The organism is Rhizobium sp. CBN3 (genome assembly GCF_030518245.1).
GTDB classification, from domain to species: domain Bacteria; phylum Pseudomonadota; class Alphaproteobacteria; order Rhizobiales; family Rhizobiaceae; genus Rhizobium; species Rhizobium aethiopicum_A.
In genome coordinates this window covers 111,866-127,285 of record NZ_JAULSE010000005.1, presented here as the reverse complement: position 1 = coordinate 127,285, position 15,420 = coordinate 111,866, and the positions used below count along the sequence as shown (strand labels likewise).

The following is a 15,420-nucleotide window of genomic DNA, read 5'->3' as shown; positions in this document are numbered from 1 at the left end:
ATGGCACTTGCCCGCAACCGCCGCCGCGAACGCACGGTGGATTACTGGCCGGGCTTCGTCGATGCGCTGTCGACGCTGCTCATTTCGATCATGTTCCTGCTGACGGTTTTCGTCGTCGGGCAGTTCATCCTCAGCCGCGAAATCACCGGGCGCGACGAGGTGCTCAATCGCCTCAATAGCCAGATCAATGAGCTGACGCAGCTTCTGGCGCTCGAAAAGGGCAGCAACCAGGATCTCCAGGATTCGGTCGCCAATCTGCAAGCCTCGCTCGCGACTGCCGAAGGCGACCGCTCGCGGCTTCAGGCGCTGCTGAACGCCGGCTCGGGCGGCAAGGATGCGGCTCAGAAGCGGATCGGCGCCATGACGCAGGAGCTCGACGAGCAGAAGCAGGTGAGCGAACGGGCGCTGAGCCAGGTCGAACTCTTGAATCAGCAGATCGCCGCACTCCGCAGCCAGATCGCCGCGGTCGAAGCGGCGCTGCAGGCATCCGAGGAGAAGGACCGGGTCTCGCAGACCAAGATCGCCGATCTCGGCAGTCGCCTCAACGTGGCGCTGGCCGCGCGCGTGCAGGAACTGAACCGTTACCGTTCCGACTTCTTCGGCCGGTTGCGTGAAATCCTGTCAGATCGCGAGAATATCCGCATCGTCGGCGACCGGTTCGTCTTCCAGTCGGAAGTGCTGTTTCCCTCGGGCGGCGCCGATCTCAATCCGGACGGGCAGACGGAGATGGCGAAGCTCGCCGCCGCTCTTCTCGATCTCGCCAAGGAAATTCCCCCGGAGATCAACTGGGTGCTGCGCGTCGACGGCCATACCGACAATGTGCCGCTCGCCGGAACCGGCCGCTATCGCGACAACTGGGAACTCTCCTCGGAGCGCGCGATTTCGGTCGTCAAGTTCCTGATCAGCCAGGGCGTGCCGGCCGACCGGCTCGTTGCCGCCGGCTTCGGCGAGTTCCAGCCGATCGCGCCGGGCGATACGGCGGATGCGCGCGCCACCAACCGCCGCATCGAGCTGAAGCTGACGGAGAAATGATCAACCTGGCGAGGCTTGGCGCACCTGCTCCAGTCGGCTGGCGAGGAAGTCGCGCACGGCGGGGCTGTCGCTGAGGCCGATCGCCGTCAGGTAGGCGTCGGCCGCGGCAGCATCATCGCCGGCTCGTGCCAGAAGAAAGGCACGTACAGCCCAGTAGGGCTGATAGGCTATGACCGCGCGCGGATCGACCTTGTCGAGCAGGGTCAGGCCCTCGGCGGGGCTTAAAGCCCGGCCAATCACCGCCGCTTGGGCGACGCGCGCGCCGAGCGTCGGCTTCATCGTCAGCAACGCGGCATAGAGCGTCGTTAGCGCCTGCCAGTCGGTCGTTCGCGAGACGCGGCGCGCCGCATGCACCGATTGAATCGCCGCCTGGCACTGATAGGGGCCGAAACGGTTGAAGCTCCCTGCCTTGCGCAGCAGCGCGTTCGCCTCCGCGATCATGGTGGCGTCCCAGCCGGCCGGGTCCTGCTCGTCGAGCGGTACATAGCGACCGGCGCTGTCACGCCGGGCGCTCCGGCGGGCTTCGCAGTAAAGCATCAGCGAGACGAGGCCGATCGCTTCCGGTTCATCCGGCAGCACCGTCAGAAGCGCCCGTCCGAGCCAGATCGCTTCGCCGGCAAGCGAATGGTGCGATTCCTCGCCATCGAGACCGTCCCATCCGAGGCCGTAGGCGGCGTAGATCGCCAAAAGCACGGCGGTAAGGCGCCCAGGCAGGGCGGGCCGAGACGGAATGGTGAAGGGAATCCCGGCCTCCCGGATCTTCACCTTGGCCCGCACCAGCCGCTGGCTCATCGCTTCCGCCGAAACGACGAAGGCTCGTGCAATGGTCCTCGCTTCGATGCCGAGAATCGTCTGCAGCATCAGGGCCGTATGCACGGAGCTGTCGATGGCAGGGTGGGTACAGGCGAAGAGCAGCTTCAGCCGTTCATCGGGAAAAACGGAATTGCTGGCCTCGTTCATGTGTTCCTCGGCTTCCTCCAAGGCCACCGATATCGTCGTTTGCGCGTTGGCCTCGACAGTGCGGCGGCGTGCCGCCTGCATCAGGTTGCGGCGGGCGGCCACGAGCAGCCAGGCTTCCGGATTGGCAGGAACGCCGCGCTCCGGCCAGACGCGCAGGGCCGAAGCCAGCGCGTCCGACAATGCGTCTTCTGCCGCCGGCACGTCGCGCGAGCGGGCGGCGAGAAAGGCGATCAGCTTGCCGTAGGACTGTCGCGCCACCTGTTCGGTGGCGCGTCCTGCATCGGGTGGCATCCTTCCTCACATCTGCAGGCGAGGGCGCACTTCGACAGAACCCCTGTCGGAAATCGGAACGCGCGTCGCCCATTCGAGCGCGGCGTCCAAATCGGGCACCTCGATCAGATAGAAGCCGCCCAGTTGTTCCTTGCCTTCCGGATAGGGACCATCCTGGACATCGTGATCCTCGCCTTTGCGGCGTATGACCGTACCAGTCTCGGGCGCTGTCAGCCCGGCGCCGCCGGTCATGATCCCCGCCTGGACAAGCGCCTGGGTGTAGGCGACCCAGCCGTCGCGATAGACCGGGTCGCTACGGCGGGCGAAATCCTCCGGCGCTTCGCGAATGATGAGGGCATATTGCATGGAAAACTCCTGATCTCGTTGTTGGCTTTTATCCAGGCCGCCGACGAAAGCCATCTAGCCTGGTGGAGCGGTTCAGCCGTTCCAAGACAATGAGGCGCGATCGCCGTTCGTTTCGACATGCTTTGAAAAAATACTTGAAAAAGGAAAAACCGCGCCGGACATTCAAAGCAGGTGAGGCGGGTTTCAAAGACACCAGCGCCTTTCAAGGCGCGAAAAAGCAGGGCGGCATTCATGCCGCCCGTGCCGTCCTGTTCAGGCTTCGGCCTTGGTCTGGTCTACGATGTCGGCGCCGGGCGAGTTCTTCTTGATGGATTCGATGGCGTTCAGGGCGGATGCCTTCGCCTTGTAGCCTTCGGAACTGAACATAGTTTCGCCGTTCGATGCCTTGAATCGGAAACGGAATTCGCCTGATTTATCCTTGTAGACTTCGAATTTATACATTGATGTCTCCCAAAACGCTGAATTCCAACCATCAGCATGGCCGAGGCTAGACCAAAAGGGTGAGCTTTTCCACCACCTTAATTAGAAATGAGTTGCACGGCGTCCAATTGCCGTCGCTTCCGTGGAACGCAAGCGAGGCGAGCGGCGGCATAGACCGGCGTCACTCCATCTGGATGTTCGCGCCCTTGACGACCGGTCCCCATTTGGCGAGCTCGGCTTTCACATGGGCGGCGAGTTCCTCCGGCGTCGAGCCGACGATGGTGGCGCTGAATTCCTTCATGCGTTCGGCAACGGCTGGATCTTTGAGCGCCTTGTTGGCCGAGGCGTTGAGACGCGTCACCACCTCGCTCGGCGTGTTGGCCGGGGCAAAAAGCGCGTTCCAGGTATAGGTCTCGTAGCCCGGTATGCCCGACTCGGCAATCGTGGGCACATCAGGGAAGGAGGGCGCGCGCTCGGCGGTCGTCACCGCCAGCGCCCGCAGCGTGCCGGCCTTGATGTGGCTGGAGGAGGAGGGCAAGTTGTCGAACATGATCGGCACCTGGTTGCCGATGACATCGTTCAATGCCGGACCGGCACCCTTATAGGGGATATGCTGCATGCTGACGCCGGCCATGGACTTGAAGAGCTCGCCGGAGAGATGCAGCGGCGTGCCGTTGCCCGACGAGGCATAACTGTATTTGTCGGGCTCGGCCTTCAGCAGCGCGATCAGTTCCGGCACGGTTTTTGCCGGTAGTTCCGGATTGACGACCAGCACGTTCGGCACGACGACGAGCAGCGAGACAGGGGCGAAATCCTTCTCGGGGTCGTAGGGGGTCGATTTGAGGATCAGCGGATTGAGGGCGTGGGTCGCGACGGTGCCCATCAGAATGGTATAGCCGTCGGGCTCGGCGCGCGCGACGTTGCCGGCGCCGAGATTGCCGCCGGCGCCGGCGACGTTCTGGACGATCACCTGCTGGCCGAGATCCTCCGACATCTTCTGCGCGACGATGCGGGCGACGACGTCGGTCGAGCCGCCGGCCGCGAAGGGCACGACCATGGTGATCGCGCGATCGGGAAAATCCGCAGCAACAGCAGAGCTGCCGAGCCCCAGCATTGCAGTCAGGCCAAGAGCGAGCGCGAGGCCCGTGCGTCGCGTGATGTTGGAAAGCGCCATTCCTATCTCCTCCCACGATTTCAACAGCAATCCCCACCCAGGGGCATGAAGAGGGTAGGGCAGGAGGCGGTAAAGACAACCGTAGGGAGGCGCAGTTGAGCCAGACTTTAGTCTCGTGCGGCCAGAGGCGCCTGCCTTCTATTTGGCTGCGAGCACATCCTCGTTGGCGGCGTCGAATTGCAGGCGGGCGAGGCGGGCATAGATGCCGCCGTACCGGATCAGGCTCTGATGCGTGCCTTCCTCCACGACGCGGCCCTGGTCCATGACGAGGATGCGGTCGGCCTTCAGCACGGTTGCCAGGCGATGGGCGATGACGAGCGTCGTACGGCCGTCGACCAAGCCGTCGAGCGCCTTCTGCACCAGCGTCTCGCTTTCGGCGTCGAGTGCGGAGGTCGCCTCGTCGAGCAGCAGCACGGGCGCGTTCTTCAGGATGGCGCGCGCAATCGCGATGCGCTGTCGCTGGCCGCCGGAGAGGGTGACGCCGCGTTCGCCGACCTCGGTCTCGTAGCCGTTATCCAGCCGGGCGATGAATTCATCGGCCTGGGCGGCAAGCGCTGCGGCGTGGACTTCCTCACGCGATGCACCGGGGCGGCCGAAAGCGATGTTGTCATGGATCGATGCAGCGAAGATGGTGACGTCCTGCGGCACGATGGCGATGCGCTGGCGCAACTCGTCAGGCGTCGTCAGCCGGGCATCGACACTGTCAATTGCCACGCTGCCCTGCTGCGGGTCGTAGAAGCGCAGCAGCAACGAAAAGACTGTGCTCTTGCCGGCGCCGGAGGGGCCGACAATGGCGACGGTTTCGCCCGGGGCAACGGCGAAGCTCAAGCCATGCAAGGCCGATTTGCCGGGGCGCGAGGGATAGGCGAAATGCACGTCGGAAAACTCGACGCGGCCGCGGCTGGGCGAAGGGAGAGCCTCGGGGTTGGCGGGGGCTGATATCGGCGACACCTCGTCGAGAAGTTCGGTCAACCGGTCGGCGGCGCCGGCCGCCTGCGAGAGTTCGCCCCAGACCTCCGACAGCGCGCCGAGCGACCCCGCGGAGATCACGGCGTAGAGCAGGAACTGGCCGAGCGTGCCGGCAGACAGCGTGCCGGCAAGCACGCCGTGGGCGCCGACCCAGAGCACGGCGACGACGCTGCCGAAGATCAGGGTGATGGCGATGCCGGTCAAGAGTGCGCGCGAGCGGATGGCGGCGCGGGCGGCCTCGTAGGCAGATTCGACGGCGCCGGCGTATCGCCTCGCCGCGGCATCCTCGCCGTTGAAGGCCTGTACCGTACGGGTCGCGGCGATCGTCTCATTGGCGAAGGCGGACGCTTCGGCAAGCGTATCCTGAGCGGCGCGAGAACGCCTGCGCACCGAGCGGCCGAAGGCGACGAGCGGAAAGACGATCAGCGGGATCGCTCCGATGACGAGGCTCGAAAGTTTCGGCGAGGTGACGACCATCATGCCCATGGCGCCGAGACAGAGAATGAGGTTCCTGAGCGCCACCGAGGCGGTGGCGCCGACGGCGGACTTGATCTGCGTCGTATCGGCAGTCAGACGCGAGACGATCTCGCCGGACTGGTTGACGTCGAAGAAGGAGGGCGACAGCCGCGTCACATGGTTAAAGACGTCGCGGCGAAGATCGGCGACGATACGTTCGCCGATGGTAATGACGAAATAATAACGCAACGCGCTGGCGATCGCGAGCACGACGGCCATGACCATCAGCATAGCGAAGTAGCTGTTGATGAAGCTGCCGTCAGACTGGGTGAAGCCGTGGTCGATCATGCGGCGTACGGCGAGCGGAAGTGCCAGCGAGGTCATGGCGGCGAGCGCCAGCGAAATCAGCGCGCCGGCCACCAGCCCGCGATAACGCGTGACATAAGGTATCAGCCTGCCGAGTGGCCGCAGCGACCGCCTTCTGTTTTCCTCAGCCCGTGCCTGTTCTGCCAAATCGTCTCCGATCGCCTGCAGGACCCGCTAATGCGGCCTGTTGGCTCTTGTTATCCCGGCGTCCTTCATGTATAGGCACCGCATCCTAATGGGAAGCCGTAGCCATCACGACTGCGGCTTCATTTATTCAATCGGTTCGTTGGCCGCAACTGCATGCGGCAAATTGAACTCCGGTATCGCAGGAAGATTGTTATGAAGGCAGGCATCCATCCCGACTATCACACGATCAAGGTAGTCATGACCGATGGCACCGAATACGAAACCCGCTCGACCTGGGGTTCGGAAGGCGCTGTCATGAACCTAGAAATCGATTCCAAGTCGCATCCGGCCTGGACGGGCGGCAACCAGCAGCTCATGGACCGCGGCGGCCGCGTTTCCAAGTTCAACAAGCGTTTCGGCGGCCTCGGTCTCTAATCGCTTCTGCTTGACGACGTTTCGCAAGGAGCCCGGTTCTGCCGGGCTTTTTTGCGTTCGCAGAACGGTGCGCAGCGGCAACAAAAAACCGGCCGCCCACCGCGCAGCCGGTCCAAATGGATTTAGCAGATCTGGTCAGTTGTTGCCGAAGGCCGTCTGTAGCAGGGAAAGCTGCGCCTGGACGCTGTTCTGATTGTCATGAACGATCACGGCTTCGGCCGGACGATAGATTTCGCGATCCAGCAGCGCGATGCGGTTCTGCAGGCGCAGGGAGCGCTCGACGAGGTCGCGGAAGGATTCCGGCAGATCGCCCCAGCCGGGTGCCGCGCGGTCGACGTTGAAGCCGTCGAGGCGGACCTTGTTCTTCTCGGCCAGCACCTGGTCGCGCGACATTTCGCCATTGTTGACGGCGCGCTGCAGCAGCAGCCACGAGGCCATCTGCATCAGGCGGGTGGTCAGCCGCATCGATTCCGCGGCGTAGAGGACAGATGCCATGCGCGGCAGAACCTTGGAGGCTGCGCGGCCTTGGCCGTCGAGATAGGCGGCGGTCTCTTCGACCAGCGACATGCCTTCGGCATAGAGTGCCTTGAACTGTGAGGATGCAGCCGCGCGGCCCGCAAAACTGATCGTGTTCAATCCAACTTCCGACATCGCAATAGTCCCTGTTGCACGCAGCTACTTATGGTCAGGTAACGCCGGGGTTGACGGAAAAGTTTCCGCGTCCGGTCTTTATGACTTTAAGATGGTATCATTAGCGCAAATGCGCAAGCCGTTTCTTAAGAAAGGGTTAATCTCCACAGTTTCATGGAAATGCGCCGGCCGCAGCAAAAAGAAGAGCCGCAAAAGCGGCTCTCAAGGTAAAACAGGGAGAAAAATCAGACCAATTCACCGCGTGGAAAACTTGTCTGAGATCCAGAGAAAGCCTGGATGAGTACAGTAATACCTTATAAAGCTTAATGTTTTATTAACATTGTGCCGAATGAAGACTTGAGGCTGGCTCATTTTGCCTGCCTATGGTCTTGTTTTCGGAGGCTTTTAGCGGATCACGAGCGGAAGAAGCTTTCAGCGACCTGCCGCCCGGATGCTTTGCGGGCGGCTTCGGCTTCGAGCCGGGCGATCTCGGTTTTCAGCAATTCCACTCGCGCCTTCAGCTCATCCACCGAAAGCATGGAGAGATCGGCGCCGATCTCGTGGGCGGTTTTCTTCTGCGGCCGGTCGTCATCGATAAAGCTCATCGGTTCTCCTCCTTTTGCTGCCGGCAGCATAATGCCGAAAAATGCGGCCGATACGGAATCGGAATTTAGGCCGATCCGGCGCAAATCCAGTCTCGCCTCCCCATTTTCGTTTTTCGCGAGCCACGGAGAAAACCGCAGCGCGGCTTTTTGCAGGAAGGCCTAACCGAACTTTACAGCAGGATCGCTGCTTTCGGGAGATTTGCCGGTGCCACGATCGGCCAGCGACATGCTCTGCGGTGTCAGCATCGGCGACGTGCCGGTCGGGATCGTCGTATAGGCGTCGCGGTCGCTGGCGGGGACGGCGGCGCGGATGCGGCTTCTGATAATCGCATAAACGGTGATCAACACATGGGCGACGGCGGTGACCAGGAAAAGCGCGTGCGGGGTGATTGCCGACATGACGGGGCCGCCGAGCGTCGGGCCGATGACCGTGCCGATGCCGTAGAGCAGCAGCAGGCCGCCGGAGACCTTGACGAAATCCTCCGACGCCGCGAAGTCGTTGGCGTGAGCGACAGCGATCGGATAGAGCGTGTTTGCCACCGCGCCGTAAAGGACAACGAGCCCGATCAGCAAGGCTGGAGATGTTGGGTGAAGCAGAAAGATCAGCAGGCCGGCGATGGCGGCAATCGCCGACAGGGCGGCGAGCACGTAGCGCCGATCGATACGATCAGACAGCCGGCCGGCCGGCAGCTGCATCATGGCGCCGGCGAAGATGGTCGCGCTCATCATGATGGCGATGCTGGTGTCGGAAAGGCCGGCGCTGGCGCCGAAGACAGCGCCCAGCGTGCCGTAAGCGCCGTTGGCAATGCCGACGAGCAGAATGCCGAGGCAGGAGACGGGCGAATTGCGATACAGCGCCGGCAGGTCGAGGCGCACGGCCTTCAGCGGCTGCGGTGAGGCCGCGGTCGATAGCGTCGTCGGCAACATGGCGATGCAATAAAAGATGCCGCAGATCATGAACAGCACCGGCGTGCGCACATCTTCGAGCGGTATCATCATCTGGCCGCCGACGACGCCGAGCAGTGTGATGCCGATATAGAGCGAGAAGATCGCACCGCGGCTCTCGTTGCTGGCGCGCTCGTTCAGCCAGCTTTCGATGATCATCGACGTGCCGGCGGTGGAGAAGCCGGTCACCGCGCGCAGGATCACCCACCAGAACGGATCGATGATTATGCCGCTGACCAGCGCGATGATGGCGATGATCGAGATGAATCCGGAGAAGGCTCTGACATGGCCGACGCGGCGCACCAGTTTCGGCGCCACCAGGCAGCCGATGACGAAGCCGCCGGCCCATGAGGTGCCAAGCAGGCCGAGCGTCGTCGTGGCGTAGCCTTCGAGATTGCCGCGTACGGGAAGCAGGATGCCCTGCAGACCATTGCCCATGAAAAGGAAGAGCGTGCCAAAGAGCAGCGCGGCGACGGACAGCAGATTTCTCTTCATTTCCCAGACTCGGTCTTAAGCGATTATGAACGGACATAAGGCAAGACCTGCGCCTGCCCAGCCTCAAGATGATTGATTGTGCCCCGGAATGCCTTTACGGCGTGTGTGATCCTCTTGTTCGCGCGGAAAAATGTCCGTCCTGTGGCATTCGGAAAAACGGAAAAAATAAAGCATGACAAAGCTGATAGCCTTGCCGCTCATCCTTGCCATGGCGATACAGGTGATCAAGCCGCTCGGGCTTCCCGGCCTCCGGCGGCGGATGGATTTCTGGAAGATCGCGCTGATCGCCTTCGGCATATGGGCAGTGGCGTTGCTGTCGCGCGACTTTCTGATGTAAGCCTCGGCAGAAGCCTCGATGTGGCCGTCAGTCCTGCAGGATGATTTCGCCGCGCATCACGGCAACGCAGTTTCCCGAGATGATGACATCGGTGACGAGGCCGCCGGATTTTGCCACGTCGAGGGTGATGACGCTGCGGCGGCCCATTTCCACGCCCTGTTCGATGGTGATGCGGACGTTCATATCGGCCTCCGGCGTCAGCGCGACGAGATAGGCGCCGAGAGCGGCCGAAGCGCTGCCGGTTGCCGGATCTTCGGGTACGTTGTCGAGAGGCGCGAACATGCGGGCGTGAATAGCCCACGGATTTTCGGGTGTCCTGGCATAGACGAAGAGGGAGAAGTCGTGGCCGCTCGTCGTCTGCCGGCCGGCGGCGGCCTGGAAGCCGGCGAGATTCGGACGGGCGGCGGAGAGCGCCTCGAGCCCGTTCAACTCGGCAATGGCGAAGTTCAGGCCGACCGAGGCAAAGACAGGGGCGTGGGCGGTTTTGACGATGGCGCCGGGTTCGAGCCCGATGCAGCGGGCGATGATTTCCTCGGCAATGGTATCGCCGACCGTTAGTGGCTGCGGCGCGCGGATGGCTGTTGCCGCAACCTTTCCGCCGCTGCGTCTCAGGTCGACCTCGACGATGCCGGCTTCTTCCTCGAAGCGCAGCTTCTCGCCGACCGGCTTACCGAAGATCTCCGCCTGCTGGCCGAGCACGTAGGCGGTGCCGACGTTCGGATGGCCGGCAAAGGGGATTTCCATCGTCGGGGTGAAGATGCGCACGCGGGCAGAATTCTCGGGGTCTTCCGGCGGCAGGACGAAAGTCACCTCGGAATAGTTGAACTCGGTGGCGATCTTCTGCATCGCCGCATCGGTGAGGCCGCGCGCATCGGAGATGACCGCAAGCGGATTGCCCTCGAAGCGCGTGGACGTGAAGACATCGACGGTGACGTAGGAAAGGGTGTTCATCGCGGCTCCTGTTGTGGCGGGCCGTTATGAATAATCACGGATTTAGATGAGACGAAGTGGTTTCTTGTCGCCGTGACAATGAGAAGGAGGGTGTCTGGCGCGTTGGGTTGGTTGCTCCCTTCTCCCCAGCGGGGAGAAGGTAGTCCGAAGGGTCGGATGAGGGGGCCGCGGCAGAACATTTGTTATTGTTGTGAGCGAGCAGGGCAATCAATGCTGTGCCGTGTGGCCCCCTCATCTGCCTGCCGGCATCTTCTCCCCGCTGGGGAGAAGGGGTATGTGGCGGCGCTGAGCTCCTCCCTCAATGTGACGGCCACAGACGTAGCGAGGAAGGCGGGGGGATTAGGCAAGAGCCGCAACGTTGTGGTTGCTGCCCTCGCCTTTTCCCAAATGCTCAAAATCAGGCGGCCTTTTCCAGGTCCTTCTTCCAGCTGCCCTTGGCGGCGAGACTGTTCATCTCGGCGCGATGGGTGAATTCACGCTGGCCGGCGGCGACGTTTTCCGGCTTGCCGTTCCAGGCCTTGAGCGCACTGTCCTGCAGGGCGCGGCCGTAGGAGAAGGTGACGAACCAGGGCAGGTCGGCTGTGGCATTGATCGCCGAAAGGTGCGCGCTCGCTTCTTCGGTCGACTGACCGCCGGAGAGGAAGGCGATGCCGGGAACCGCGGACGGAACCGTGCGCTTGAGCACCTGCACGGTGCGTTCGGCGACTTCGGCGACCGAGGCCTTGCGGGCGTTCTTGCCGTCGATGATCATGTTCGGCTTCAGGATCATGCCTTCGAGGCTGACGCGGGCATCGGCCAGTTCCTCAAAAACGATGCGCAGCGTGGATTCGGTGACTTCGGCGCAGCGGTCGATATTGTGGTCGCCCGGCTTGCCGTCCATCAGGCATTCCGGCTCGACGATCGGAACGATCTTGGCTTCCTGGCAGAGGGCCGCGTAGCGGGCAAGCGCCTGAGCGTTGGCGCGAACCGAGCCGCGGGTCGGCAGTGTCGAGGAGATGGCGATGACGCCGCGCCACTTGGCGAAACGGGCGCCAGCCTCATAATAGCGGGCAAGGCGCTCGCCGAGACCATCGAGGCCTTCGGTGATGGTTTCGCCCGGAAATTTGGCCATCGGCTTGGCGCCGGTATCGACCTTGATGCCGGGAATGGAACCAGCGGCGCGGATGATATCGACGAAAGGCGTGCCGTCCGCGGCCTTCTGGAAGAGCGTCTCTTCGAAGAGGATAACGCCGGAAATATATTTCTTCATCGCCTCGTCGGAGCGGAAGAGCATCTCGCGGTAATCGCGACGGCTCGTTTCGGTCGATTCGAGATTGATCGTGTCGAAACGCTTCTTGATGGTCGAGGTCGATTCATCAGCCGCAAGCAGTCCCCTGCCGCCTGCAACCATCTGCACGGCAATATCTTCCAGTCGTTCGCTCATTCGTTCTCTCCACAGCATGAAACATCGGCGGTTTAAGAATATAGGACGGCGATAACAGAAGTTTATAGGGAGGAAAATGGAAGGCTAAGTCATTGAAACGATTGAAATCGTTTCAATCGTTTGAAAAATTGGGATTTTTTCCGGCGCCTGAGCAAAAGACCGCGGAAGGCGTCTCGCCGCCGCGGTCTATCCACATGTAAAACCTGCCAAATTCGCTTAGCGCTCATTTGCCGGCGTTGAGGACGGCGACGCCGGGTAACTCCTTGCCTTCCATCCATTCGAGGAAAGCGCCGCCGGCGGTGGAGACATAGGTGAAATCGTCGGCAACGCCGGCATGGTTCAGCGCTGAGACGGTATCGCCGCCGCCGGCAACCGAGGTCAGCTTGCCGGCTGCTGTGCGCTCGGCGGCGTATTTTGCGGCTGCAACCGTTGCGGCATCGAAGGGCTCGATCTCGAAGGCGCCGAGCGGACCGTTCCAGACGAGCGTCGAGGCGCGCTCGATCCAGGCATTGATGGCCTGAATGGATTTCGGCCCGACGTCGAGCACCATGGCATCGGCGGGAATGGCGTTGATATCGACCGTCTCATTGGCGGCACCCGCCTTGAACTCGCGGGCGACGACACCGTCTTCCGGCAGAATGATGGCGCAGCCTGATGTCGCGGCCTCGATCATGATCTGCTTGGCGGTTTCAGCAAGATCATGCTCGCAGAGCGACTTGCCGACATTGGTGCCACGCGCGGCGATGAAGGTATTGGCCATGCCGCCGCCGATGACGAGTGCATCGACCTTCTTCACAAGATTCATCAAAAGATCAATCTTGGTCGAGACCTTGGCGCCGCCGACGATGGCGACGACGGGGCGGGTGGGATTGCCGAGACCTTTTTCCAGCGCTTCCAGCTCGGCCTGCATGGTGCGGCCGGCAAAGGCCGGCAGGTGGTGAGCAAGGCCTTCGGTGGAAGCATGGGCGCGGTGGGCGGCGGAGAAGGCGTCATTGACATAGATATCGCCGTTGGCGGCGAGCGCCTTGGTGAAATCGGGATCGTTCTTTTCCTCGCCCTTGTGAAAGCGGGTGTTTTCCAGCAGCAGAATATCGCCATTATTCATTCCGGCTACTGCGGAAGCGGCGGCCTCGCCGATGCAGTCGGAGGCCGTCAGCACCGCGTGATCGAGCACTTCCTCGACGGAAGGGGCGATCAGCGACAGCGACAGATCCGCCGACGGACCGTCCTTCGGCCGGCCGAAATGGGCAAGCAGGATCACCTTGGCGCCTTTGCCCGACAGTTCGAGGATCGTCGGCGCCACTCGCTCGATGCGCGTCGTATCGGTGACCTTGCCGTCCTTGACCGGGACATTGAGGTCGACACGGATGAGCACGCGCTTGCCGCTGATGTCGGAGAGATCGTCGAGGGTCTTGAAAGAAGGCATGGGGAAGATCCAGTCTTGGTTGGCGGAAGTCGCGCCGACCATAGCAAGGATCATTCGAGACGCAAGGCGTTCAACGGCCGTTTTCGCGTCTAGCTTCCTCGCCTCCGGCCGATGCTTTCGGCATGGTTTCGGAGGCCGCCGCTTCGCGGTTGCGGCGTCCGTTCAACCTGTCGTGGATGCGCTGGATAATGTCCTTGAGATTGATGAAGATCGGCAGGGTGGTGGCCGGTTCGACCGCTTCGAGCGACATGCCGACCGAGGTGACGTGGTCGTGCTCGTCGAGATCACGGACGATGAGGATGATCGAGCCGAGACGCACGCGATCGGCATAATCGGCCTTGCCGCCGAGGCGCTGCCGCATCAGTTCCGCGATCGTCAGGCCTTTCTCGGATTCGTTGAGCAGGCCGGGCCCATAGGCGGCATCGAGATCGGCGGCGGGACGGGCGGGCGAGAGCGCGAAGGCGCCGAAGAATTCGGCATCGTCCTCATCCACCGGCGCACGGCTGGCGAAGAGCCGGTCGAGCAGCCGGGAATAGCTCGGCACGATGAAGAGATACACCAGATCGTTTTCGCGCAGCCGCCCGGCATATTGATAACGCATTGACTTGCCGTCGCGGATGACAAGCGAAGGGGTGGCCCAGCGCGGAATGCGCTCGCCGCGCAGCACCGGACTGTCCTTGATGACACGGTAGGAGAGAAGTTCGTGGTTGGCGGCGCCGGGAAGATCGACCTCGACCTTGTCGACGGCGCCGATGCGCGGCGGAATGATCAGGCCGAGCTTCTTGGCTATCGGCTTGATCGTCCAGCCCTGGACGAGCAGGGAGACCAACACGATGATGAAGGCGGTGTTGAAGAAGAGCTGACCGTTTTCCAGGCCGCCGAGGATCGGCATGATAGCGAGCAAAATGGAGACGGCGCCGCGCAGGCCGACCCAGGCGACGAAACCGATCTCCTGCTGCGTATAATCGAATGGAAGCAGCGACAGCCAGATTGCCAGCGGCCGGGCAATGAAGATCAGGAAGAGGGCAAGCAGGATCGCCGGCACGACGATGGCGGGAAATTGCGACGGCGTGGCGAGCAGGCCGAGCACCAGGAACATGATGATCTGCGCCAGCCAGGTCATGCCGTCCTGGAAGCGTTTGATGGTGCCAAGCGCCTGCATTCGCCGGTTTCCGGCGTAGATGCCAGCGACATAGACGGCGAGAAAGCCGCTGCCGCCGACCGCACCGGCGAAGGAGAAGACGAGAAGGGCAAGCGCCAGCACGAAGATCGGCGTCAGGCCGCGATCGGTGTCGAGCCTGCTGACGATCAGCACGATCATCATGCCGCCGAGCAGACCGAGGATGACGCCGAGCCCCATCTGCTGCACGAACATGGCGAGCATGCCGATATTGATGCCGGCATAACGCTCGCCGCTCGCCAGGACCTCGACGAGGGCGATGGTGAGGAAGATCGCCATCGGATCGTTGGTGCCGGATTCAACTTCCAGCGTCGAGCGCACCTTATCGCGGATGTTGATGCCGCCGATGCGCAGCAGGAAGAAGACGGCGGCGGCATCCGTCGATGCGACGATCGAACCGAGCAGCAGGCCTTCGAGCCAGCTGAAGTTCAACAGCCACATGGCAGCGACGGCAAAGAGCGAGGCGGTGATCAGAACGCCGACCGAGGCGAGCGTCAGAGAAGGCACGGCCGCGAGCCGAAAGGCCTGCATCGGCGTGCCGAAGCCGGAATCGAACAGGATGACGGCGAGCGCAATAGAGCCGAGAATATAGGCGAGATAGTTGTTGCTGAATTCGATGCCGAGCCCGTCGACGCCGGCGGCAAGGCCGATCATCAGGAAGAGAAGAAGCAGCGGAGCGCCTAAGCGGAAGGCGAGCAGACTCGAAAAAGCGGCAAGAAGCACAAGCGCCGTCGCGACCAGCACCACGATATAGAACGCTTCCATGCCCACCCCTTTCCATCGAATCCTTCGCGGATGCGGCCACCCCCGACCGATCCGTCCGTCTCAACCCCTCCGCCACGCACGTCGATCCA

15 protein-coding genes are annotated in these 15,420 nt (G+C 62.4%); 3 read left to right on the top strand and 12 right to left on the bottom strand.

Annotated elements, in window-relative coordinates; translation table 11 throughout:
• Nucleotides 1–1,032: a peptidoglycan -binding protein gene (locus QWJ46_RS10140; RefSeq protein ID WP_302751049.1), complete on the top strand. Its 1,032-nt coding sequence runs from the start codon at nucleotides 1–3 to the stop codon at nucleotides 1,030–1,032.
• Here QWJ46_RS10140 and QWJ46_RS10135 read toward each other — a convergent pair whose 3' ends face one another.
• The 5 genes from QWJ46_RS10135 to QWJ46_RS10115 all read right to left on the bottom strand — a co-directional run bounded on the left by QWJ46_RS10135 (nucleotide 1,033) and on the right by QWJ46_RS10115 (nucleotide 6,160).
• On the bottom strand, nucleotides 1,033–2,283 hold the full coding sequence (locus QWJ46_RS10135; RefSeq protein ID WP_302751048.1) for an RNA polymerase sigma factor: 1,251 nt from the start codon (nucleotides 2,281–2,283) through the stop codon (nucleotides 1,033–1,035).
• Between the two features lie 6 nt (nucleotides 2,284–2,289).
• Nucleotides 2,290–2,628, bottom strand: coding sequence for a YciI family protein (locus QWJ46_RS10130; RefSeq protein WP_302751047.1), 339 nt, complete (start codon nucleotides 2,626–2,628; stop codon nucleotides 2,290–2,292).
• A gap of 252 nt (nucleotides 2,629–2,880) precedes the next feature.
• Nucleotides 2,881–3,069, bottom strand: coding sequence for a YegP family protein (locus QWJ46_RS10125; protein ID WP_064804840.1), 189 nt, complete (start codon nucleotides 3,067–3,069; stop codon nucleotides 2,881–2,883).
• 160 nt (nucleotides 3,070–3,229) lie between these two features.
• Entirely contained in the window at nucleotides 3,230–4,222 is a 993-nt protein-coding gene (locus QWJ46_RS10120) for a tripartite tricarboxylate transporter substrate binding protein (protein ID WP_184455036.1), read from the bottom strand.
• Nucleotides 4,223–4,360: 138 nt separating this feature from the next.
• Nucleotides 4,361–6,160, bottom strand: a complete 1,800-nt coding sequence (locus QWJ46_RS10115; protein ID WP_184455037.1) for an ABC transporter transmembrane domain-containing protein — start codon at nucleotides 6,158–6,160, stop codon at nucleotides 4,361–4,363.
• A 192-nt stretch (nucleotides 6,161–6,352) separates the two neighbouring features.
• Between QWJ46_RS10115 and rpmE the strand changes: the two genes are divergently transcribed.
• On the top strand, nucleotides 6,353–6,574 hold the full coding sequence (gene rpmE, locus QWJ46_RS10110) for a 50S ribosomal protein L31 (RefSeq protein WP_009990270.1): 222 nt from the start codon (nucleotides 6,353–6,355) through the stop codon (nucleotides 6,572–6,574).
• A 135-nt stretch (nucleotides 6,575–6,709) separates the two neighbouring features.
• Here rpmE and QWJ46_RS10105 read toward each other — a convergent pair whose 3' ends face one another.
• The 3 genes from QWJ46_RS10105 to QWJ46_RS10095 all read right to left on the bottom strand — a co-directional run bounded on the left by QWJ46_RS10105 (nucleotide 6,710) and on the right by QWJ46_RS10095 (nucleotide 9,249).
• Nucleotides 6,710–7,225, bottom strand: coding sequence for a DUF1465 family protein (locus tag QWJ46_RS10105; protein ID WP_004679442.1), 516 nt, complete (start codon nucleotides 7,223–7,225; stop codon nucleotides 6,710–6,712).
• Nucleotides 7,226–7,617: 392 nt separating this feature from the next.
• Nucleotides 7,618–7,809 carry a DUF1192 domain-containing protein gene (locus tag QWJ46_RS10100; RefSeq protein WP_302751046.1) on the bottom strand — a complete coding sequence of 64 codons (192 nt, stop codon included), beginning with the start codon at nucleotides 7,807–7,809 and terminating at the stop codon, nucleotides 7,618–7,620.
• A gap of 159 nt (nucleotides 7,810–7,968) precedes the next feature.
• Nucleotides 7,969–9,249 carry an MFS transporter gene (locus tag QWJ46_RS10095; RefSeq protein WP_302751045.1) on the bottom strand — a complete coding sequence of 427 codons (1,281 nt, stop codon included), beginning with the start codon at nucleotides 9,247–9,249 and terminating at the stop codon, nucleotides 7,969–7,971.
• 172 nt (nucleotides 9,250–9,421) lie between these two features.
• Here QWJ46_RS10095 and QWJ46_RS10090 point away from each other — a divergent pair, with 172 nt between their 5' ends.
• Complete coding sequence (locus QWJ46_RS10090; protein ID WP_302751044.1) at nucleotides 9,422–9,586, top strand: hypothetical protein; 165 nt, start codon at nucleotides 9,422–9,424, stop codon at nucleotides 9,584–9,586.
• A gap of 27 nt (nucleotides 9,587–9,613) precedes the next feature.
• Here the strand turns inward: QWJ46_RS10090 and QWJ46_RS10085 are convergent, their stop codons facing one another.
• From QWJ46_RS10085 to QWJ46_RS10070, 4 genes are all read right to left on the bottom strand, one after another.
• Nucleotides 9,614–10,537: a PhzF family phenazine biosynthesis protein gene (locus QWJ46_RS10085; RefSeq protein ID WP_302751043.1), complete on the bottom strand. Its 924-nt coding sequence runs from the start codon at nucleotides 10,535–10,537 to the stop codon at nucleotides 9,614–9,616.
• A gap of 397 nt (nucleotides 10,538–10,934) precedes the next feature.
• Nucleotides 10,935–11,960 (bottom strand): class I fructose-bisphosphate aldolase, encoded by a 1,026-nt coding sequence (locus tag QWJ46_RS10080; RefSeq protein WP_302751042.1) that lies wholly within the window; start codon nucleotides 11,958–11,960, stop codon nucleotides 10,935–10,937.
• 223 nt (nucleotides 11,961–12,183) lie between these two features.
• Complete coding sequence (gene pgk, locus QWJ46_RS10075) at nucleotides 12,184–13,386, bottom strand: phosphoglycerate kinase (protein WP_302751041.1); 1,203 nt, start codon at nucleotides 13,384–13,386, stop codon at nucleotides 12,184–12,186.
• 70 nt (nucleotides 13,387–13,456) lie between these two features.
• Entirely contained in the window at nucleotides 13,457–15,331 is a 1,875-nt protein-coding gene (locus tag QWJ46_RS10070) for a potassium/proton antiporter (RefSeq protein WP_302751040.1), read from the bottom strand.
• Nucleotides 15,332–15,420 lie beyond the last annotated feature (89 nt).